This is a genomic window from Bradyrhizobium sp. BR 1432 (assembly GCF_051547705.1).
GTDB lineage: Bacteria > Pseudomonadota > Alphaproteobacteria > Rhizobiales > Xanthobacteraceae > Bradyrhizobium > Bradyrhizobium zhanjiangense.
Genome location: NZ_JBPUGF010000003.1, coordinates 6934654 through 6956013 on the forward strand (window position 1 = coordinate 6934654; position 21360 = coordinate 6956013).

General features: G+C 64.5%; 18 protein-coding genes and 2 pseudogenes. 14 read left to right on the forward strand and 6 right to left on the reverse strand.

Translation table 11 applies throughout. The features are described 5' to 3' along the window. The first annotated feature begins 6 nt into the window (after positions 1 to 6). Together ACSKB8_RS33740 and ACSKB8_RS33745 are read left to right on the forward strand one after the other, a co-directional pair. Entirely contained in the window at positions 7 to 1476 is a 1470-nt protein-coding gene (locus ACSKB8_RS33740) for a PLP-dependent aminotransferase family protein (protein ID WP_438108783.1), read from the forward strand. Positions 1477 to 1543: 67 nt separating this feature from the next. Beyond that, positions 1544 to 1789, forward strand: a complete 246-nt coding sequence (locus ACSKB8_RS33745; RefSeq protein ID WP_091892928.1) for a DUF6719 family protein — start codon at positions 1544 to 1546, stop codon at positions 1787 to 1789. Between the two features lie 4 nt (positions 1790 to 1793). On the opposite strand, the gene ACSKB8_RS33750 is transcribed toward ACSKB8_RS33745, so the two are convergent. Further along, the gene (locus ACSKB8_RS33750; protein ID WP_438108784.1) at positions 1794 to 2165 is read right to left on the reverse strand and encodes a hypothetical protein; all 372 of its coding nucleotides are present in this window, start codon (positions 2163 to 2165) and stop codon (positions 1794 to 1796) included. Between the two features lie 34 nt (positions 2166 to 2199). Next, positions 2200 to 2427 (reverse strand): hypothetical protein, encoded by a 228-nt coding sequence (locus ACSKB8_RS33755; protein ID WP_438108786.1) that lies wholly within the window; start codon positions 2425 to 2427, stop codon positions 2200 to 2202. Positions 2428 to 2726: 299 nt separating this feature from the next. Between ACSKB8_RS33755 and ACSKB8_RS33760 the strand changes: the two genes are divergently transcribed. Then, positions 2727 to 2936, forward strand: coding sequence for a hypothetical protein (locus ACSKB8_RS33760; RefSeq protein WP_370985382.1), 210 nt, complete (start codon positions 2727 to 2729; stop codon positions 2934 to 2936). Here the strand turns inward: ACSKB8_RS33760 and ACSKB8_RS33765 are convergent. Next, positions 2930 to 3478 carry a CreA family protein gene (locus tag ACSKB8_RS33765; RefSeq protein WP_370985383.1) on the reverse strand — a complete coding sequence of 183 codons (549 nt, stop codon included), beginning with the start codon at positions 3476 to 3478 and terminating at the stop codon, positions 2930 to 2932. The genes ACSKB8_RS33760 and ACSKB8_RS33765 overlap by 7 nt on opposite strands. A 208-nt stretch (positions 3479 to 3686) precedes the next feature. Between ACSKB8_RS33765 and ACSKB8_RS33770 the strand changes: the two genes are divergently transcribed. From ACSKB8_RS33770 to ACSKB8_RS33785, 4 genes are all read left to right on the forward strand, one after another. Further along, complete coding sequence (locus tag ACSKB8_RS33770; RefSeq protein WP_438108789.1) at positions 3687 to 5294, forward strand: L,D-transpeptidase; 1608 nt, start codon at positions 3687 to 3689, stop codon at positions 5292 to 5294. 90 nt (positions 5295 to 5384) lie between these two features. Continuing rightward, the gene (locus ACSKB8_RS33775; protein WP_438108791.1) at positions 5385 to 5954 is read left to right on the forward strand and encodes a glutathione peroxidase; all 570 of its coding nucleotides are present in this window, start codon (positions 5385 to 5387) and stop codon (positions 5952 to 5954) included. Positions 5955 to 6119: 165 nt separating this feature from the next. After that, complete coding sequence (locus ACSKB8_RS33780; RefSeq protein WP_370985386.1) at positions 6120 to 7142, forward strand: polysaccharide deacetylase family protein; 1023 nt, start codon at positions 6120 to 6122, stop codon at positions 7140 to 7142. Positions 7143 to 7149: 7 nt separating this feature from the next. Continuing rightward, positions 7150 to 7701 (forward strand): dihydrofolate reductase, encoded by a 552-nt coding sequence (locus tag ACSKB8_RS33785; protein ID WP_438108793.1) that lies wholly within the window; start codon positions 7150 to 7152, stop codon positions 7699 to 7701. A 3-nt stretch (positions 7702 to 7704) separates the two neighbouring features. Here ACSKB8_RS33785 and ACSKB8_RS33790 read toward each other — a convergent pair whose 3' ends face one another. Beyond that, entirely contained in the window at positions 7705 to 8157 is a 453-nt protein-coding gene (locus ACSKB8_RS33790; protein WP_438108795.1) for a DoxX family protein, read from the reverse strand. A gap of 301 nt (positions 8158 to 8458) precedes the next feature. Further along, complete coding sequence (locus ACSKB8_RS33795; protein WP_438108797.1) at positions 8459 to 10771, reverse strand: NADP-dependent malic enzyme; 2313 nt, start codon at positions 10769 to 10771, stop codon at positions 8459 to 8461. A gap of 247 nt (positions 10772 to 11018) precedes the next feature. Here ACSKB8_RS33795 and ACSKB8_RS33800 point away from each other — a divergent pair, with 247 nt between their 5' ends. After that, entirely contained in the window at positions 11019 to 13115 is a 2097-nt protein-coding gene (locus ACSKB8_RS33800; protein WP_438108799.1) for a hypothetical protein, read from the forward strand. Positions 13116 to 13232: 117 nt separating this feature from the next. Here the strand turns inward: ACSKB8_RS33800 and aspS are convergent, their stop codons facing one another. Continuing rightward, complete coding sequence (gene aspS / locus ACSKB8_RS33805; RefSeq protein ID WP_128941888.1) at positions 13233 to 15005, reverse strand: aspartate--tRNA ligase; 1773 nt, start codon at positions 15003 to 15005, stop codon at positions 13233 to 13235. A gap of 188 nt (positions 15006 to 15193) precedes the next feature. On the opposite strand from aspS, the pseudogene ACSKB8_RS33810 reads away from it, so the two are divergent. From ACSKB8_RS33810 to ACSKB8_RS33835, 6 genes and pseudogenes are all read left to right on the forward strand, one after another. Further along, positions 15194 to 16672: pseudogene (locus ACSKB8_RS33810) on the forward strand (protein adenylyltransferase SelO). Between the two features lie 287 nt (positions 16673 to 16959). After that, complete coding sequence (locus ACSKB8_RS33815) at positions 16960 to 17400, forward strand: metallophosphoesterase (RefSeq protein ID WP_438108801.1); 441 nt, start codon at positions 16960 to 16962, stop codon at positions 17398 to 17400. Beyond that, positions 17345 to 17809 carry a hypothetical protein gene (locus tag ACSKB8_RS33820; RefSeq protein ID WP_438108803.1) on the forward strand — a complete coding sequence of 155 codons (465 nt, stop codon included), beginning with the start codon at positions 17345 to 17347 and terminating at the stop codon, positions 17807 to 17809. Before ACSKB8_RS33815 ends, ACSKB8_RS33820 begins: the two co-directional genes overlap by 56 nt. A 1-nt stretch (position 17810) precedes the next feature. Then, the gene (locus tag ACSKB8_RS33825) at positions 17811 to 18761 is read left to right on the forward strand and encodes a carbohydrate ABC transporter permease (protein ID WP_438108804.1); all 951 of its coding nucleotides are present in this window, start codon (positions 17811 to 17813) and stop codon (positions 18759 to 18761) included. After that, positions 18758 to 19627, forward strand: a complete 870-nt coding sequence (locus ACSKB8_RS33830) for a carbohydrate ABC transporter permease (RefSeq protein ID WP_438108806.1) — start codon at positions 18758 to 18760, stop codon at positions 19625 to 19627. The genes ACSKB8_RS33825 and ACSKB8_RS33830 overlap by 4 nt, the downstream gene beginning before the upstream one ends. Before the next feature lie 11 nt (positions 19628 to 19638). Continuing rightward, positions 19639 to 20975: pseudogene (locus ACSKB8_RS33835) on the forward strand (ABC transporter substrate-binding protein). The last annotated feature ends 385 nt before the right edge of the window (positions 20976 to 21360 follow it).

The following is a 21360-nucleotide window of genomic DNA, read 5'->3' on the forward strand; positions in this document are numbered from 1 at the left end:
AATTCCATGCGAAAAATTCCGACCAATTCTCCCTCGCCGGCCAAGGCCGAGCTGCCGCTCGACCTCACCGGTCCGCACATCACGGCCGGCGCCTCCGCGGCGCACCGGCTCTACCAGGCGCTGTGCGAGATGATCGTCTCCGGCCTCGTCAGGCCCGGCGAGCCATTGCCGCCCTCACGGACGCTGGCGCAGCAGACCGGCTTCCGCCGCAACGCCGTCGTCACGGCCTATGAGCGGCTGATCGCCGACGGCTTTGCCGACGCAACCGTCGGCTCTGGCACCTTCGTCGCAGCGCGCATCCCGGCGCGAGCGGCCGAGGCGAAGAAACCCAAGGCGGTTGTCGAAGCGCCGCGGCAAGGCGCATTCGCGCTCGGCTGCACCCATATCGACGAGCGCGCCGTGCAGCGCTTCCGCGCCTTCGTCGGGCGTCGCATGCGCGCATTCGGACCCGAGCATCTGCATTATGGCGATCCCCGCGGCAGTCGCGAGCTGCGTGCGGCAATCGCTGATCACCTGTTGTCGGCGCGGGGCCTGCGCTGCGACCCCGATCAGATCATGCTCACATCAGGCACGCTGCATGCGCTGCGCATCGTGCTGAGCGCGATCCTGAAGGCGGGCGACCAGGTCTGGTCCGAGGACCCCGGCTATCCGATCGCGCGCCGGACGATCGGACAATGCGGATATCGCACTGTGCCCATTCCGGTCGACGCGCACGGCCTGCAGGTTGCTAGGGGTCGTGCGGCGGCACCGTCTGCGCGCGCGGCCTATGTCACGCCGTCGCACCAGTTTCCGCTAGGCGTCCAGATGTCGATGCCGCGGCGGCTCGAATTGCTGGACTGGGCGAAGCAGGCCGGCGCCTTCGTGCTCGAGGACGATTATGACAGCGAGTTCCGCTATGACGGCGCGCCGCTGATGTCGCTCGCCGGCATCGATCACCTCCAGCGCGTGATCTACCTCGGCACCTTCGCCAAGACCTTGTTTCCGGGCTTGCGCATCGGCTATTGCGCCCTGCCCGAGCGCCTGATCGCGGATGTGACGGCTGCACGGGCCGCGCTCGATCGCTTTCCCGGCACGCTGATGGAAGGCGCGGTGGCCGACATGCTCAATTCCGGCGCCTTCGCCGCGAACCTGAAGCGGGTGCGCAAGCTCTATCGCGAGGCGCGTGATGCGCTGGCCGCGACGCTGGAAGCCAAATCAGACGGCGCGCTCTCCGTGCCGGTGCCGTCGCAAGGACTGCATCTCGTCGCACGGTTCGATCCCTCGGTCGATCCGTTGCGGGCGGCCGAGGCCAAGCGCGCGGCTGGTGCAGAAGGCTGGCTCCTGGCCGACACCTATTCTCGCGCGCGTCCCCTGCCCGGTTTCGTGCTGGGATTTTCGGGGCACGCGGTTCCGCAACTGGTGGCCTCGGCCGAACGGCTCGCGCGGGAATCGCGCTCAGTCCTGCGCGCGAGAAGCAAATCGTCGCGGCGGGCGTGACCAGGCTTCACTATCAGAATCGCCTGCCGCTCCCTAGATTGCGGCATCGATGCCAGGACCTCACACCATGTTGCTGCGCCGCGCCACCTGCCTTTCGCTCCTGATTTCCCTTGCGCTTGCCTCGACGACGCGCGCAGCAACGGTCGGTCGCGAACAGGACATCGTGGACCTCAAGCTCGGCCAACGTGTGCAAGTGGATGACGGAACCTGCCCTGCCGGACAGGTCAAGGAAGTGCGCGGCGCGAAGATGACCGACAAGGGCGTGGCGCGCACGAGCACTTGCGTGCCGCGATACGGTCCGAAATCGAAGTAGCGGGCTAAGAGCCCTGCTTCGCAGGGTCGAACATGCACTGCAAGGTCGGCTTGGCGATCTTGGTGAAGGTCGAGCCGATCTCGCCCTGCTTGGACGTCGGCACCCAGTCGGTCTCGATCGTCGGCACGCCGGTCTCGCTGATGCCGCGCAGCAGCGCCTCGCGCAAATCACGGTCCTCGACGACGGCGGCGGCATGGTCATGCAGGCAGCCGCAGACCTCTTCTGGATGCTCCCAGCGCCCGAGCATGCGCGGCGCACACTGACGCACGAATTCGCTCCGGGGATCCGGCAACCTGGAGGGAGCGCGCACCTGCGCCTGGGCGGCACTGAGCGTCAGAACGGATATCAACGCTGCGGCGCAGAAACGAACAATCATGATGGGCTTTGCCGGCTGCTTTTCTTGTTGGCGATCAGAAGCGCGTGGCGACCACGATCGGCTGAGATGCCGTGATCGTCAGCGGTGAACCGCTGTACTGGAAGGTGCCGACACCGGGCAGACTGCCGTCCGGCGAGCCCGCGAACGAGGAGCCGGCGAGCACGAAGCCGAAGGCAAGGATGAAGCTGAGCGCGCGCATGATCTTGTGTCCCGATTTCGTCGGCCGGCGGTGCGCCGTCGTCGTTGTCAAGCTGATAACCATGGGCGGTTTCGCGCGTGATGCGCCAAAAGCGGAAAATGGTTTCATCTTTCGTGAGAATTGTTTCGTCCTGCCCGAGACGACGAAACATTCGCCGGAAAATCCCAATCATTTCAGGTGAGCCGCGCCACGGCCCAAAGTGGCCTGACAGGTTCCCGCTCGAGCTTGGACCGGCCGCGGACGCGGTCGCCGTCATGCTCCCGCCTTACGCGCTTCACACGCATTTTACGTTTTTCTGCTGAAGAGAAGCCGAAATCGAGACGCTGGGATCACCGGGCGCGTTCACGTGAGGGATGGCCATCATGATGGCGACAGATCGCGCACCGACGCGCGAGGCGGAGCAACGGACGGGCCGCGGAGATCAACGATCCATTCGCGACAGCGCCACATCACTTGGCAATACGTCACCTGGTGAAATGGCGCTGCAAGCGAACCGCGGCCTTGAAGCCGCGCCGCAGACATTCGTCCGGCTGACCGGTTCGCATCTTGCAAAGCCGCGCTGTCGTCAGTGAGTGAAGAACTCGCCGCACTTCTGGACGTTTGAGTCCGCCGGTCCCCATGGCATGATCGGTACCGTCGAGGTCGAGTTCTTCGGTGAGCCCTCGATCAGCTTGTCCGAATAGACCATGTAGACCAGCACGTTGCGCTTGGCGTCACAGCCGCGCACGATCTGCATCTTCTTGAAGAACAGTGAGCGACGCTGGCGGAACATGTCGTCGCCCTGCTCCATCTTGTTCTTGAACTTGATCGGGCCGACCTGGCGACAGGCCAGCGAGATGTCCGAGACCTCCTCGGCAAGGCCGAGCCAGCCCTTGAAGCCGCCCTTCTCCGGCACGGTGAAGTGACAGGCGACGCCCTCCACCTCGGGATCATCGAGACCGTAAGTCGCGAGCTTGTCGTTCGGGCTCATCCACTTGAATACGGTCGAGCGGCGGAAGATCAGATCCGGCTCGTCGGCGGCGGAGGCGGAAGCCACCGGCACGGCCAGAGCCAAGAGGAATAAAGCGAGGCCTTTCAAGCGGATGCCGGAAAGACCGGGGAAACGAGATGACATGAAGTTCTCCGGTAGGAAGTCCCCGCAATGTAGGCATCAGGCGGCCGATCAGGAAGACGAGCGGCCAGTCGCCACGGCCGCCGTTTACCGCTCTGTGAGGCTTTTTTGCTACGCGTTGAACAAAAGTAGCTGACGGCAGAACCGCCTTGGTGGTGAACGCGTATCCTCTTTGCGAGACTAACGTCTGATTTGGATTATGGATTCGAGGATGAACAGCGTGAATGAGTCCGGTTTTGCTGCCAAGCCAACGCGTTTTTGGCAAGTCGCCATTTTGACGGCGGCGGGTGCGATCGGGACGGCAAGCCAGGCTGACGCAGCGTTTTATTATTGGACGGATTATTCCGACGGCTCCTATTACGCCCGACAGGATCGGTATCCCGAAACACCGCGCCAGAAGCCGCAGAAGCGCGGCACGGCGGGCAAGAAGGAGATCGTCGCCGAGAAGGAAGCCGGCACCAAGCCGCAAGGACCGCTCGTCATTATCGTCTCGATCGACCGGCAGAAGGTGACGGTCTACGACAGCAAGGGCGTGTTCGCGGAATCCCCGGTTTCGACAGGCATGAAGGGCCATTCGACGCCGATGGGTGTGTTCAGCGTCATCCAGAAGCACAAATTCCACCATTCCAACATCTATAGCGGCGCCCCGATGCCGTACATGCAGCGGATCACTTGGTCCGGCGTCGCCATGCATGCCGGCGTGCTGCCGGGCTATCCGGCCTCGCACGGCTGCATCCGCATGCCGATGGCGTTCGCGGTGAAGATGTGGAACTGGACCAGGATGGGCGCGCGCGTCATCGTCGCGCCCGGCCAGATGTCGCCGCAAAGCTTCTCGCATCCTCTGCTTGCTGCGGTGCGCGTGCCGCCTCAGCCCGCCGCCAGCCTCGCACCGCAGATCAATGTGGGCGACAAGGCCGACAAGGGCGCAGCGCAAACCAACGTCACTGAAGCCAAGCCGGTCGAGACGAAGACCGCCAGTGCAGACAGCCTGTTCGAGCTGCGCGCCTCGGTCGGCCACACCGTGATGTCGGATGTGACCACCGGTAATGCGCCCGCCCGCGAGGAAGCGGCTGCGCCGACCGACAAGATCGAGACCAAGACCGCCGAGGCATCTGACGCAACCAAGCCGCCGCCCGAAGAAACTGCCAAGCCTGCGAGCACGGACGCGAAGCCCATTGAGGCCGCGGAAGCGCCCAAGGCCTCGACGGCGACCGACGACAAGCTCGACGCTGCCAAGACTGAAGCTGCCGAAACCGCGAAGAAGCCTGACGCCACGACGCCGGCACTCGCCACCTCGCCCGATGTGAAGAAGGACGAGACCGGCGTTACCGATCCCGCGCCGGCAGCGAAGCCGGACGCGCCGAGGCGGGCCGGCCAGATCGCCGTCTTCATCAGCCGCAAGGATTCCAAGCTCTACGTGCGGCAGAACTTTGCGCCGCTGTTCGAGGTGCCCATCACGATCGCCGCGAGCGACCGGCCTCTCGGTACGCATGTCTTCACAGCCGAAGTCGACAAGACCAACTCCAATGCGCTGCATTGGTCGGTGGTGTCGCTGCCGGTCTCCGTCCGCGCAGCTGCGCGCGATGACGACGGACGCGTGTCACGCCGCCGTGGCGCTGTCGTGATCCCAGTTGCCGCAAAGCCGGTGGTCACGCCGGACAGCCCCGCTGATGCCCTCGACCGCATCGCAATCCCCGCCGACACCATGGCGAAGATCAACGAGATGCTGACATCGGGTGGCTCGATCATCGTCTCCGACCAGGGCATCAACCAGGGCGAGACCGGCGAAGGCACCGATTTCATCGTCCGCTTGTACTAGCGCTCCTCACCGCGTCCGATAACGCGGTGTTGAGCGGCCCGGTCGTGCCGGCGGAGTAACATGAGCCCCGGATCATTTCGGGGACGCCGCATGATGAACCGCAGGACCATGCTCGCCGCGGCGCTTGCGGGCGCCATCGCGCCGGCAGCACGCGCCTTCGCGGATGGTGGCATGAGCCGGATCTCGGCCTATGCCTTCTCCTTCCCCGCATTGTCCGGCGGCGACATCCGCCTCGCCGCGTACACCGGCAAACCGCTGCTGGTGGTGAACACCGCCTCGCTCTGTGGCTACACCCCGCAATATGCCGGCCTGCAAGAACTCTGGGGCGAGTTTCGCGAGCGCGGGCTTACCGTGATCGGCGTGCCCTCCAACGATTTCGGTGGCCAGGAGCCCGGCGGCGCCAGCGAAATCTCCGACACGGCGCACCACCAATACGGCGTTACCTTCCCGGTGACGGCCAAGGCCGTGGTGGTCGGCGCGAAGGCGCATCCATTCTACAAATGGGCTGCCGACGCGCGGCCGAGGGAGGTTCCGAAGTGGAACTTCCACAAATATCTGATCAGCCGTGACGGCTACATCGCCGAGGTCTTTCCGTCCGCGGTGGCGCCGACCGATACCCGGGTCAAAACGGCCATTGCCAAGGCGCTGGCCGACAGTTGATGCGAGTTGCGCTCATCCGGTTGGGCACAATTGTGGCAGGGCACCAAACAGCCGTTGCAATGGCGAGGGCCCACCATCTAGGCTAGGATCGTTTGGGGCAGGACGGTTTTTGTCGCAGGCGAAAAGCTGCGGCGGAACAACGGGATCAATCTCGAGGACAACACCATGCGCGTGGCGGCAGGACTGATTTTGGCAAGCGCGATGTCTTTGGCCATGACGGGTGCGGCATGGTCGCAGACCGCGGCAAAACCCGCAGCAAGCACACAAGCCGCACCAGCGGCGGCACCGGCCGCTTCAGCGCCGGCGACTGCGCCGGCGGCCGCTCCCGCAGTGGCTGCCGCACCAGCGGGCTTCGTCAACCCGCCGCCACCGAAACAGGCGCCGCAGCCGGCGCGCGCAGCCTGCAACACGCCGGGCGCGCTCGGCGTCGCCCGCACCGTCGAGATCGACACCACCGGCGGCCCTGGCTTCGGCTTCGAGCATTTCAAGGAGCTCGACTTCCTGCGCGACCACGAAGTGGTACTGACCTTCGACGATGGCCCCTGGCCCAAGAACACGCCCGCGGTGCTGAAGGCGCTCGCCGACGAGTGCACCACCGGCATCTTCTTCTCCATCGGCAAGCACGCGACCTACGAGCCGGAGATCCTGAAGCAGGTCTATGCGGCCGGTCATACGATCGGCGCGCACACCTGGTCGCACGCCAACCTCAACAACAAGAAGCTCACGGAAGCGCAGCGCAAGGATGAGATCGAGAAGGGCTTCAGCGCCGTGAAATGGGCGCTCGGCGGCATCTCGCCGTCGCCGTTCTTCCGCTTCCCGGCGCTTCAGCATCCGCCGGAGATGGTCACCTATCTCGGCAACCGCAACATCGGGATCTTCTCCTGCGACATCGACTCCTTCGACTTCAAGGCCTCCAAGCCTGAGAAGGTGATCGAGACCGTGATGAAGAAGCTCGAGACCAAGGGCAAGGGCATCATCCTGATGCACGACTTTCAGAAGCACACCGCCGAAGCCCTGCCCGAATTGCTCAAGCGCCTGAAGGCCGGCGGCTACAAGGTGGTGGCGATGCGCGCAAAATTCCCGGCGTCGACGCTGCCCGAATACGACCAGGAGCTGCTCAAGGACATCAAGCTGCCGACGGTGAGCCAGCGCCCGGTCAATTCCGTTGTGACGACCGTTTCCGAATAGAAGGCAATTGTCTTTCCGGTTCGAAGGCTACGTCATCGTCTCGGCGGACGGCATGCTCGCCGACGCGGCGCACGTCATGCCGGACAGTCTGAAGTTCGACGGCGACAAGCTGTTCTTCGAGCAGGCGCTCGATCGCGCCGCGCTGATCGTGCACGGCCGCAACTCGCACGAGCACCAGCCGAATTCGCCGAAGCGCAAGCGGCTGATCCTGACCCGCAAGATCAAGGCGTTGACCGTCGACCCTGAAATGCCGAACGCGACATTGTGGAATCCGGATCACGCGCGCTTCGAAGAGGCTTGCGCCTTTGCCGACGTCGCCTCCGGCATGGTCGCCGTCATCGGCGGCCCCGTGGTGTTCGACATGTTCATGGACCGCTACGACACGTTCTGGCTGTCGGAGGCGCCGCACGTGCGACTGCCCGGCGGCGAAGGCTGTTTTGTCGGCGTGCCCAGGCGGACCCCGCACCAGGTGCTCGCCTCGCACGGGATGAAGCCAGGGGCGCCGTACCTGCTCGACGCGGCGCATGAGGTCACTGTGACCCCGTGGCGCAGGACGTAGACGCTACACGTCGCCGTAGGCCGCTTCGGCCGGACGTGTGGTGCGGCCGTAGCCGATGATCATGCACAGCGCGCCGATGATCGACAGGTTCTTCAGCGCGTCGACCACCATCTTGGCGTTGTCGGGCGGCGCCTGGTTCCAGAAGTCATCGAACAGCACGGTCGCGACCGCGACGTAGATGATCAGCAGCATCGCGAAGAATCGTGCGCCGAAATTCAGAGCGATCATCAGTCCGGCGATGATCTCGAGCCCGCCGACGGCGATCGCCAAGAGTTGCGGCGTGGTCATGGCAGTCGCCGTCTCGAGCTGCTTGGCGTAAGGCGCGACGACGTCGGGCACCACGAGTTTGGTGGCGATGAAGTCGGCGGTCGCCTGGATGGCAAAGAGCTTGGTCGCGCCCGTGTAGATGAACAGCACGGCAAACAGAATTCGCCCGAAAGTCACGAACGCTGGCATGATCGGCCTCTTGGCTCAGGCTTTTTGAAATCGGCGTCTTGACGCGAGTGCCGGGCGATTATGAAGAGTCGTGCGACGGTTTACAAACGGGGAAATCGCAAACCGTTTTGAAAAGATTGAAGCGCGGATGCGCCGGAGGTCTGCTCCCTCGCCCCGCTTGCGGGGAGAGGGTTGGGGTGAGGGGGAGCCTCTGCGGGGACGGTGAGAGTTGGACTCGCGGAGAGCTCCCCTCACCCGGATCGCATCTGTCGATGCGATCCGGCCTCTCCCCGCAAGCGGGGAGAGGCGAAGAGATCGCGCCTCAGGTAAACAACGTCGGCTGCTGCCGCGCTGCCCGTTCCTGCGCCTCCACGACTGCAACAGCCGTCATGTTGAGGATGCCGCGCGCGGTCACCGAGGGCGTCAGGATGTGCGCCGGACGCGCCGGGCCGACCAGGATCGGGCCGACGGGGAGCGCGTCCGCCAGCGACTTGATCATCTGATAGGCGACGTTGGCGGTGTCGAGGGTCGGCATGATCAGGATGTTGGCCTCGCCCTCCAGCTTGGAGTGCGGCAGCACCATTTTCCGCGCAGCAGCTGAGAGTGCGGTGTCACCCTGCATCTCGCCGTCGGCCTCGATCTCCGGATGCCTTTCCTTCAGGAGCTGGGTGGCCCGGCGCATCTTGCGCGAGGAGTCCGTGTCGTAGCTGCCGAAATCCGAATGCGAGACGAAGGCGATCTTCGGCTTGATGTTGAAGCGCTGCACATGGACTGCCGCGAGCGACGCGATCTCGGCGAGCTCTTCCGCGCTCGGATTGGGCCGCACCTGCGTGTCCGCGATGAAAAAGGCGCCCTTGCTGGTGATCAGCAGGGCTAACGCAGCATAATCGCTGATACCGGCTGAGAAGCCGATGATCTCGCGGACATGGCGCAGATGGCTCATATACCGCCCCTCGACGCCGCACAGCATGGCATCCGCCTCCCCGCGCACCACGGCAAGCGCCGCGATGACCGTGTTGTTGGTGCGCACCACCGTGCGCGCCGCATCGGGCGTCGCGCCGCGGCGGCCGGCGACCTCGACATAGGTCTGCACATAGGAACGGTAGCGTGGATCGTCCTCGGGATTGACGAGGTCGAAATCCTTGCCCGCCTTGATCGAGAGGCCGAAGCGCTTGATGCGCGCCTCCACCACCGAGGGGCGGCCGACCAGGATCGGCGTCGCCAGCTTCTCCTCCAGCACCACCTGCGTCGCGCGCAGCACGCGCTCGTCCTCGCCTTCGGCGTAAATCACGCGGACCGGCTGGGTCTTGGCCTTGGCGAACATCGGCTTCATGACGAGGCCGGAGCGGAAGGCAAAGCGCTCGAGCAGCGCGCGATACTCGTCGAAATTGGTAATGGGGCGCGTCGCGACGCCGGATTCCATCGCCGCCTTGGCAACGGCCGGCGCGATGCGCAGGATCAGGCGAGGATCGAACGGACTCGGGATCAACGAGCCGGGCCCGAAGCCACCCGCCTCACCGGTGTCGAGGCTGCCTTGGGAGACTGCATCCGACGGTGCCTCGCGCGCGAGCTGCGCGATCGCCTCGACGGCGGCATGCTTCATCTCCTCGTTGATAGCGCTGGCGCCGACATCGAGCGCGCCACGGAAGATGAAGGGGAAGCACAGGACGTTGTTGACCTGGTTCGGATAGTCGGAGCGGCCGGTGCAGATCATGGCGTCGGGGCGCACCTTGCGCGCTTCCTCCGGCATGATCTCCGGTATGGGATTGGCGAGCGCCATGATCAGCGGCTTGTCGGCCATCGCCTTGGCCATCTCAGGCTTGAGCACGCCGGGCGCGGACAGGCCGATGAAGATGTCGGCGTCGCCGATGACGTCGGCGAGCGTGCGCTTGTCGGTCTTCTGCGCATAGACCGCCTTCCAGCGGTCCATGGAGGTGTTGCGGCCCTCGTGCACGAGGCCGTCGATGTCGCAAACCCAGATGTTCTTGCGCTGCGCGCCCATCGACACCAGCAGGTTCAGCGTCGCAAGTGCCGCGGCCCCTGCCCCCGACGCCACGATCTTGACCTCGGACAGTTTCTTGCCGTTGAGCCTGAGGCCGTTGGTGATGGCGGCGGCGACGATGATGGCGGTGCCGTGCTGGTCGTCGTGGAAGACCGGGATCTTCATGCGCTCCTTCAAGCGCGCCTCGATCTCGAAGCACTCCGGTCCACGGATGTCTTCCAGGTTGATGCCGCCAAAGGTCGGCTCGAGCGCCGCCACGGTTTCGACCACGCGGTCGATGGTGTCGGCGGCGATCTCGATGTCGAACACGTCGATGCCGGCGAATTTCTTGAACAGGACCGCCTTACCCTCCATCACCGGCTTGGAGGCCAGCGGGCCGATATTGCCGAGGCCGAGCACGGCGGTGCCGTTCGAGACCACGGCGACCAGATTGGCGCGGGTGGTGAGCGAGGCGGCCTCGGCGGGATTCTTGGCGATCTCGGTGCAGGCGGCCGCGACGCCCGGCGAATAGGCCAGCGCGAGGTCGCGCTGGTTGGCAAGCGGCTTGCTTGCCTGGATCTCCAGCTTTCCGGGCCGCGGCAGACGGTGATAGGCGAGCGCCGCCTGGTGGAGATCATCAGAATAGGACGACATGCGGTGTCTCGCCTCGCGTTACCGGCCTCAAAATGCCTGATCCGGAGCGGCCGCCCGCGCGGACGGGTATTTCCGGGCCATGGAAACGGGATGAAGCACGGCAGGCGCCCGGTGGCAACATCCGATTGCGACCCCATCAACAGGACACGTGGTCAAATACTTGAAAACCATAGCTTTCCCTGGACCGCATAGCGTTTCGCGAATATGCCAGGTTGCACGGTGCAAAACGAGCAACTGGAGCAAGGGAATGAAGCGAATCCTGATCGGCCTGATCGTGGCAGCCGTGCTCGGAGCGGGCGGATGGTTCGGCTTCAACCTCTACGCCAAGCATCGCGCCACCGCCGAGGTCGAGGCCGCGTTCGAAAGGATCCGTTCGAGCGGCGGCAAGGCGAGCCATGGCAAGATCACGTTCGAGCTTGCGACGCGGACGCTGACGATCGAGGACATCGCTGTCGAGCCCGGCCAGCCGCAGTTCGCCAACGTCAGGGTCGCAAAGGTCACGGCGGTCGGTGTACGCCAGCCAGACGAGGTCCATTTCTCGGCCGACAGCGTCGAAGTGTCGGGGGTCGAGGTCGCCTTCACGTCCAACGAGCGGGTGAAGCTGAAAGCGAACTACAAGATCCCACAGATCAGCGCGCGCGACTTTTCCGGTCCGACACGTGCAGCAGGCGCGCCGCTGTCCGGGTCGATCATCGACATGTACCGCTTCCTGCTTGCGCAATACGCGACTGTCTCGACGTCCTCGATCACGGCGCCGACCGTCGCGGTCAACGTCGATGCGGGCAACGGCAATGCCGGCAGCGGAGATTATGTCTATTCGGGTCTGTCGATCCAGAACGTCAACCACGGCAAGATCGAAACGGCGAAGACGGACCGCGTCGCCTACACGATCGACCTGGCTCAGCCGGGCAAGCCCGCAAAGATGAGCGGCGAGCTGTCCGGCCTGGCGATCTACGATTTCGACGCGACCGCTGTGAGGGCCGCGCTCGAGCAGCAAGGGTCGAGCGACGACAGTTTCCACAGGATCTATCGACGCATCTCGGTGAACTCATACGTGGTGACGACAGCACCGGGCGTGCGCGTGCAGATCGACGGCATCAGCTTCGACGACATTGCGATCCGGCCCTCGAAATTCCGCCCGGCCGAAATCATCGCGCTGGTGCCGGCTGACGGCTCGATCCCGACGCCGGCGCAGTCGCGCGACATGATCGAGAAGGTGGCCGACTTCTTCGAGGGATTTCAGATCGGCAAGGCCGAAATCGGCAAGCAAACGGTCGAGACACCGCAAGGGACGGGACGGCTCAATGCCGTCAAATACGATCAAGACAAAATAGCGCTGGAAGGCCTCGACATGCCGATGCCGCAGGGGCAGCTCAAGATCGAGCGCTTCACGCTGAAGTCCTTCAGTGCGGCAAATCTGATGCGCTGGGCGGCAAGCCTCAGAACGCCCGGACAGCCACCCTCGCCCGATCAGATGCTGGGCCTGTTCCGGGTGCTCGAAGGCGCCGAGATCAAGGGCGTGGTCTCGCCCTACAAGAATACGCGGCAGCTCGTCACCATCGACACCATCAGCCTGAACTGGGGCCAGCTGATAGGATCGATCCCGAGCAAGGCCAGCCTGGTCGTGAAAATGGTCACCCCCACCGATCCCGCCAACCCGGCGCAGCGGCCGCTGGTCATGGCGGGCGTCGACAAGCTCGCGATCGACCTCGATCTCGGCGCCGCCTGGACGGAGTCGTCAGGTGCATTTGCGCTCGCGCCCGCCACCATCGATCTTGGCAATCTCGCCCGGGCACAGGCCCGCCTCGCACTCGCCAACGTGCCGCGCACGATGTTCACCGCCGATCCGGTGCAGGCCATGAGCCAGGCCGGCCAGATCGAGACCGGCGCGATCGAGTTCTCCTTGCGCGACGGCGGCGTCGTCGATCTCGTCGTGGCGCAGTTCTCGCGCATGCAGGATGTCAGCCGCGACGCCGCGCGCAGCGCCATCGTCGAGATGATCCGGGCGCAAGGCGAGAAGATCGCGGCGTCCAATGCCGACGTTAGAATGGCCGTCGATGCGCTCGCCGGCTTCGTCGAGACCTCCGGGCAGACGCTGACCGTCAAGCTGACGCCCCGCGCCAAGGTGCCCGCTGATGCAATTGATGCAGCTCTCGCAAAGCGACCCGGAGAGCGCGCTGGCGCAGTTCAGGATCGAGGCGTCGACAGGGTTGTAGGGCTTATCGCTGCGAATGAGATGACAGCTGACCTGGCGAAAATCCCTTCCCGTCATTGCGAGCGAAGCGAAGCACTCCAGGCTGCCTCCGCGGAAAGATTCTGGATTGCTTCGCTTCGCTCGCAATGACGGGTGGAGAGAGCGGATCCAAGATCAGCAGATCGAATCGCGGAGAGTCCCCTCTCACCCGCCTCGCATCTTCGGTGCGACGCGGCCTCTCCCCGCGTGCGGGGAGAGGCGAGCCACTCACTTCTGCGGCAGGTTCACCCGCACGTGCAGCTCGCGGAGCTGCTTGGTGGTGGCTTCCGACGGCGCGCCCATCAGGAGGTCCATGGCCTGCTGGTTCATCGGGAACAGCGAGATCTCGCGCAAATTCGTGGTGCCGCACAGGAGCATCACGATGCGGTCGACACCCGCGGCCATGCCGCCATGCGGCGGCGCGCCGTACTGGAAGGCGCGGTACATGCCGCCGAAGCGGTCGACCACTTCCTGCTCGCCATAGCCGGCAATCTCGAACGCCTTCACCATCGCTTCCGGCACGTGGTTGCGGATGCCGCCCGAGGCGATCTCGTAGCCGTTGCAGGTGATGTCGTACTGGAACGCCTTGATGGTCAGCGGATCCTGGCCCTTCAGCGCTTCCAGGCCGCCCTGCGGCATCGAGAACGGGTTGTGCGAGAAATCGACCTTCTTGTCGTCCTCGTTGTACTCGTACATCGGGAAGTCGACGACCCAGGCGAGCTCGAACCGCTCCTTGTCGGTGAGGTTCAACTCCTCGCCGACCTTGTTGCGGGCCAAACCGGAGAACTTCCAGAACTTGTCGGGATCGCCGGCGACGAAGAAGGCGGCATCGCCCTCCTTCACGCCGAGCTGCGCGCGGATCGCGGCAGTGCGCTCAGGACCGATGTTGTTCGCGAGCGGACCGGCACCCTCGCCGCCCTCACGCCACATGATGTAGCCGAGGCCGGGCTGGCCCTCTCCTTGCGCCCACGAGTTCATGCGGTCGCAAAAGGCACGGCTGCCGCCGCCCGGCGCCGGGATCGCCCAGACCTGGTTCTTGGGATCTTCGAGCATGCGCGCGAACACCTTGAAACCGGAGCCGCGGAAATGCTCGGAGACGTCCTGCATCTCGATGGGATTGCGCAGGTCCGGCTTGTCGCTGCCGTATTTGCGCAGTGCCTCGGCGAAGGGAATCCGGCGCCAGCCCTTCGTCACCGGCTTTCCTCTCGCGAACTCCTCGAACACGCCGGTGATGACAGGCTCCATCGCCGCGAAGACGTCTTCCTGCGTGACAAAGCTCATCTCGACGTCAAGCTGATAGAACTCGCCGGGCAGACGGTCGGCGCGCGGATCCTCGTCGCGGAAGCACGGCGCGATCTGGAAGTAGCGATCAAAGCCGCTCATCATCAAGAGCTGCTTGTACTGCTGCGGTGCCTGCGGCAGCGCGTAGAATTTGCCGGGATGGATGCGCGAGGGCACCAGGAAATCGCGCGCGCCTTCCGGCGAGGACGCGGTCAGGATCGGGGTGTTGAACTCGAAGAAGCCCTGCCCCTCCATGCGCCTGCGCATCGACTTGATAATTTCAATGCGGGTCATGATGTTCTGATGCAGCTTCTCACGGCGCAGATCGAGGAAGCGGTACTTCAGGCGGATGTCCTCGGGATATTCCTGGTCGCCGAACACCGGCAGCGGCAGGTCGCCGGCCGGACCCAAGACTTCGATCTCGCTGATGTAGACCTCGACCTTGCCGGTCGGCAGATCGTCATTGTCGGTGCCTTCTGGGCGGCGGCGGGCCTTGCCGTCCATCCGCACCACGAATTCCGAGCGCAGCTTCTCGGCCAGCGAGAATGCCGGCGAGTCCGGGTCGACCACGCACTGGGTCAGGCCGTAATGGTCGCGCAGGTCGATGAACAGCACGCCGCCATGGTCGCGAACGCGATGGACCCAGCCCGAGAGGCGGACCGTCTCGCCGATGTTGCTCTCACGGAGCGCGCCGCATGTATGTGACCGGTAGCGATGCATGGTCGTCCCAAAATCAATGTCGGAGGAAGCGAATCGGACGGCCTGTAACGGCCGGTCCGAAGTTGCGGCAGGGTTTACCCGACGAGACCCTAGGCGGCAACCAAGGGAACGCGCTGTTTTGGGCCAGAACCGCCCATTTTCAGGGGCCGAGCCTTTGCCATCAGGCGTTCCAGCCCTATCTTGAGGCCATGACGGTCCATTTCCCCTTCCAGAACTCCTATTCGGCGCTGCCGGACAGCTTCTTCGCCCGCGTCGCGCCGACCCCTGTGGCGGCGCCCCGGCTGATCAAGCTGAACCGGCCGCTGGCGGTCCAGCTCGGACTCGATCCGGATGCGCTGGAGACCCCGGAAGGCGCCGAAATCCTGGCCGGCAAGGCGGTTCCCGTCGGCGCCGATCCCATCGCCATGGCCTATGCCGGCCACCAGTTCGGGCATTTCGTGCCCAGCTTGGCGACGGCCGCGCCATCCTGCTCGGCGAGGTCATCGATAAAGACGGCGTCCGCCGCGACATCCAGCTCAAGGGAAGCGGACCCACCCCGTTCTCCCGCCGCGGCGACGGCCGCGCCGCGCTCGGGCCGGTCCTGCGCGAATACATCGTCAGCGAAGCGATGTTCGCGCTGGGCATCCCGACCACGCGCTCGCTCGCCGCCGTCGTCACCGGCGAGCACGTCATCCGCGAGACCGCGCTACCCGGCGCGGTGCTGACGCGCATCGCCTCCAGCCATATCCGCGTCGGCACCTTCCAGTTCTTTGCCGTCCGCCGCGACACCGAGGCGATCCGCCGGCTCGCCGACCACGTGATCACCCGCCATTATCCCGAGCTGCTGCATGTCGAGCGGCCCTATCACGCCCTGCTCGCGAGCGTCGTCGCGCGCCAGGCCGATCTCGTCGCTCGCTGGCTCCTGGTCGGCTTCATCCATGGTGTGATGAACACCGACAACACGTCCATCTCCGGCGAGACCATCGATTACGGCCCCTGCGCCTTCATGGATGCCTATAACCCCGTGCAGGTGTTCTCCTCGATCGATGAGATGGGCCGCTACGCCTATGCCAACCAGCCGCGCATCGGCTTGTGGAATCTGACCCGGCTCGCCGAATGCCTGCTGCCGCTGTTCTCCGACGACCAGGAGAAGGCGGTGGCCGAAGCCCAGGACATTCTCGGCGCGTTCGCCGAGACCTTTAGTGCGGCCTATCAGGCCGGCCTGCGCAAGAAGGTCGGCCTGTTCACCGGAGCGCGACGGCGACGACGCCCTGATCCAGGACCTGCTCGATGCCATGGCCAAGAACCAGGCCGACTTCACCCTCACCTTCCGCAAGCTCGGCGACGCCACAGGCGATGAGTCCGGCAACGCCGAGGTCCGCGCGCAGTTCATGGATCCCTCGGCGTTCGACGACTGGGCCAAGCGCTGGCGCGAGCGCATTGCCCTGGAGCCGCAGACCGCGGCCGAACGGCAAGCCGCCATGCACGCCGTCAACCCGATGTTTATCCCGCGCAACCACCGCGTCGAGGCCGTGATCCAGGCCGCCGTCAACGACGACGACTATGCTCCGTTCGAGGAATTGGTGAAGGTGCTGGCCAAGCCGTACGAGGTCCAGCCGGACTATGCGGCCTACGCCGATCCGCCGCTGCCGGATCAGCGGGTGTTGCAGACGTTTTGTGGGACGTGAGAAATGCCGTTCGACGGGTAGAGCGCAGCGCACCCATCTTCCTCGGCGCCTCAACCATCCCTGCACTCGCGATGCTGATGGATTTGCCTGCGCTCGTCCGACACTGCGCACTGCGATAGGCTCGATGCCGCAACGCGAGACGACCCCGTTGACCACACTCGCCGTTCTGCCCGACAATTTGCCGCGTCGGCAACCACTGTCATCAAACTGAAACAGTCTCACTCTAACCGGCTGGCGGGCCGTCTTGCCGGAGGCGACCGTCCTCCCAGAGACCTGACACGCGCGCCATGCCCTTCAAATTCATCCACCTCACCGACACGCATCTCGCGAATCCCGGGCTGAAGCTCTATGGCCTCGACCCGCGCGCCCGCCTCGATGCCGCGATCGCCGACATCAACAAGCATCAGTCCGACGCGGCTTTCGCGGTCGTGACCGGCGACCTCACCCATTGGGGCGAGCCTGACTCCTACGCCAATTTCGCAGACGCGATGGCCGCGCTGAAGATGCCTTACATCGCCATGGTCGGCAATCACGACAAGCGCGTGGCCTGCCTCGATGGCCTTCGGGCCGCACCGCGCGATCAGAACGGCTTCGTGCAGGGCACGCGCACCACCGAGCACGGCCTGTTCGTCTTCCTCGAACACGCTGGACGAGACCAGCCACGCCGGCGAGATGTGCAACAAGCGCCTCGGCTGGCTCGAAAGCACGCTGGCCGCAGCGCCCGCTGATATGCCCTTCGTCGTATTCATGCATCATCCGCCCTTCCCGGTCGGCGTGCTCGCGATGGACGAGATCGCGCTGAAGCAGCGCGGGGAATTCGCCGAGGTGATCGCGCCCTATCGCAGCCGCATCCGCCACCTCTTCTTCGGCCATGTGCACCGGCCGATCTTCGGCAGCTACGGCAAGATCCCGTTCTCGACGCTGCGCGGCACCAACCACCAGGTCTGGTTCGAGCTCAATGCCAATGCGCCGCATCTGGCGAGCCACGAACCGCCGGCCTATGGCGTGGTGCTGATCGACGATGAGAACCTGGTCGTGCACAGCCACGACTTCCTCGACACCAGTCTGCGCTTCCCCTTCGACCCGCCTGCGGGAATGGACGGCCGCGACTATGCGCTCAAGTTTGCGGCGCGGTGAGATGAGCCTCGCCGAACCCGCGGCTCTCCCGGTCGCGACCTCGGCGGCACCGCGCCTGCACGTCCTGAAGCGCTTCGCCGCCGGCTTCAAGGCATCGCTACCGGCCTATCTGGTGCTGCTGCCCTCGCTGATCTTCCTCGCGCTGTTCACCTATGGCGCGATGGGGCGCGTGTTCATCGATGCGCTCTATCAGCGCACGACGCCGAAAGCGCCCGTCCGCTTCGTCGGCCTCGACAATATCAGCGCGGTGCTTGCCGACCCCGCCTTCACCGGCGCGGTCGTTAACAATCTGATCTATGCTGTCGGCACGGCGATCCCGAGCATCGGCCTCGCGCTCTTGTTCGCGCTGGCGCTCGCGCGCACCAACGCGGTGACCAGCGCACTTCGCGCCGCGCTGTTCCTGCCGGTGCTGATCCCGATGGTGGCAGCATCCGCGCTGTTCCTGTTCATCTTCCTGCCCAATGTCGGCCTGCTCGACTACTACATCGGCCGGCTGCTTCCGGTGCTGCCGAACTGGCTGGGTGACCCCGACATCGCGCTGTCGGCGATCATGGTGATCACGATCTGGAAGAACGCCGGCTACTACATGCTGTTCTTCCTCGCCGGCCTGCAGGCGGTGCCGGAGGACGTCATGGAGGCCGCCCATCTCGATGGCGCCGGTCCGTTCCAGCGCCTGCGCTACATCATCCTGCCGGAGCTTAAGCCCACCTTCCTGTTCGTCACCGTGATCGCGACGCTCAATGCGGTGACGCAAGTCGACCACGTCTTCGTCCTGACCCAGGGTGGCCCGTCCAACTCGACCAATCTCGTACTGTTCTACATCTACCAGCAGGCGGTCGAGCATTACGACGTCGGCAAGGCCTCCGCGGCGACACTGCTGACGCTGGCCGCGCTGATGGGCCTCACCGCGCTTTCGTTCCGCACGCTGGCGAACCGCGAGGGCGGGCCATGAAGCTGATCGATGCGCTTTGGAAGGACGCCCCGCTCGCCACGCGCGGCGAGATCACGCCAAAGCTCGGCTTCGTGCTGACCGTGCTGCTCGCGCTGGTCTGGTTGATTCCGTTCCTCTGGATGGGCGTGGCGACCCTGCGCCCGGCTTCCGACGGCATCAATCTGATGGCCGAGCTGATGCCGAGCCTGAAGCCGACGCTCGACAACATCAGGGATGCCTGGGAGATCGGCGACTTCCCGCGCTACACCCTCAATACCACCATCATCTGCACCGGCATTCTGCTGGTGCAGTTCGTCACGATCACGCTGGCGGGCTTTGCCTTTGCGCGGCTCGCCTTCGCCGGCAAGACGCTGATCTTCTACCTGTTCCTGATGCAGCTGATGCTGGTGCCGGTGCTGCTGATCGTGCCCAATTTGAGCCTGATCGCGCAGCTCGGCCTCTACGACACGCTCACCGGCGTGATGATGCCATTCTTTGCCTCGGCCTTCGGCACCTTCCTGATGCGGCAAGCGTTCGAGGCCATTCCGACCGAGCTGGAGGACGCCGCGCTGATCGACGGCGCGGGTCTGTTTCAGCGCATCCGCCACATCTACGTGCCGCTGTCGCTGCCGAGCTTTTCGGCCTTCGCCATCATCTCCGTGACCAGCCATTGGAATGACTTCCTGTGGCCGCTGATGGTGATCAACTCGCCGGACAAGCGGCCGCTCACGGTCGGGCTCTCCGTCTTCACCAAGACGGCCGAGGGCACCCAGGCCTGGGGCACCATCGCCGCAGGCACGCTCATGGTGATCGCACCGCTGCTCGTCACCTTCCTGATCTTCCAGAAGCGCTTCATCAGCTCTTTCGTCACCTCAGGCATCAAATAGGAGATTTTCCGATGCTGCTATCCCGCAGGCTCATGCTCGGCCTTGCCATTGCAGGCACGATGGCCGGCGCCCTCGCCTTTCCGGCTCTCGCCGGCGAAGGCCCGACCGAGATCGATTTGTTCTTCCCCGTTCCCGTCGACGGCAAGCTCGCCCGCGACATGGGGACCTTGATCAAGGAGTTCAACGAGACCCATCCCGAGGTCAAGGCAACCGCCGTCTACACCGGCTCCTATGACGACACGCTGATCAAGACGCGCGCCGCGATCAAGGCCGGCAAGCCGCCGTCAGCCGTGATCATGTCGGCCAACTTCCTGCTCGACATGCAGATCGAGAACGAGCTCACCAATCTGGATTCTCTCGATCGCCGCCGACGGCACCACCAAGGAAAAGTTCTTAGGCCAGTTCTTCCCGGCGCTGCAGGGCAACGCAGTGATCAACCGCTCGGTCTATGGCGTGCCCTTCCACAATTCGACGCCGCTGCTCTACATCAACGCCGACAAGGCCAAGGAAGCGGGCCTTGATCCGAGCAAGCCGCCGCAGACCTGGGCCGAGCTCACCGACTGGGCCAAGAAGCTCACCAGGCGCGAGGGCGACAAGGTCACCCAATGGGGCATTGCGATCCCCTGCGCCTACGACTATTGCGGCTGGATGATGGAAACGCTCACCATGTCCAATGGCGGGCGCTACTACAACGAGGAGTTCGGCGGCGAGGTCTATTACGACACGCCCTCGATGCTCGGCGCGCTCTCCTGGTGGAACGACCTCATCGCCAAGCACAAGGTGCATCCGCCCGGCGCCACCCCTGGCCCCGCCGTCAGCACCTCCTTCATCTCCGGCAACGCCGCGATGATGATGCTGTCCACGGGCTCGCTCACCTATGTGCGCGACAACGCCAAATTCAACTACAAGGTCGCCTTCATCCCGCGCAACGTCCGCAACGCGGTGCCGATCGGCGGCGCCTCGCTGATCATTCCGGCTGGCCTCGAGGCCGACAAGCAGAAGGCCGCCTGGACCCTGATCAAGTGGATGACCTCGCCCGAGAAGAGCGCCTGGTGGAGCCGCGCCACCGGCTATTTCGCGCCCAACATGGCCGCCTACAAGACACCCGACATGGTCGAACTTCCTGAACAAGAACCCGGATGCCAAAACCGCCGTCGAGCAGCTCGACGTCGCAAAGCCCTGGTTTGCGACCTATAAAACTGTCCCGGTGCGCAAGAACCTCGAGGACGAGGTGATGCTGGTCCTCAACGGCAAGAAGCAACCGAAGGAAGCCCTCGCCGCCGCTCAGAAGGCCGCCGACGAGACGCTCAAGCCCTACAACGCGGAGACGTCGCTGAAACTGCCGTAAGGACTGCTGCCACGTCAAACGAACATCGGCGCTCCGTCTCATGCGGGGCGCCGAATTCGTTTGGACCGCCCCTGCCCGTTAACCTGCCGTCCACCATCCGGCTGCCCGCACCGCCGGTAACCATTGGAATTAACAGACCCTCAACGCACTCCCGACAAATCTACCAATGTTTCTGGAGATTTCGCCGTGGATCTGTTGGTTTTCGAGTTCCTGGGACTGGCTCTCGTCGCCATGTGCGTGCTCGTGGTGGCGCTGCCCTGCGCCCGGAAATCCTCGCAGCGGGTCCGCTATGAATAGGATTTTTGTCGGAAAAATGCGATTTCGACCCAAATGCAAGGCTTGAATTCGCATCGAGCCCCTTGACATCACTGCACTTTCGGCAGAA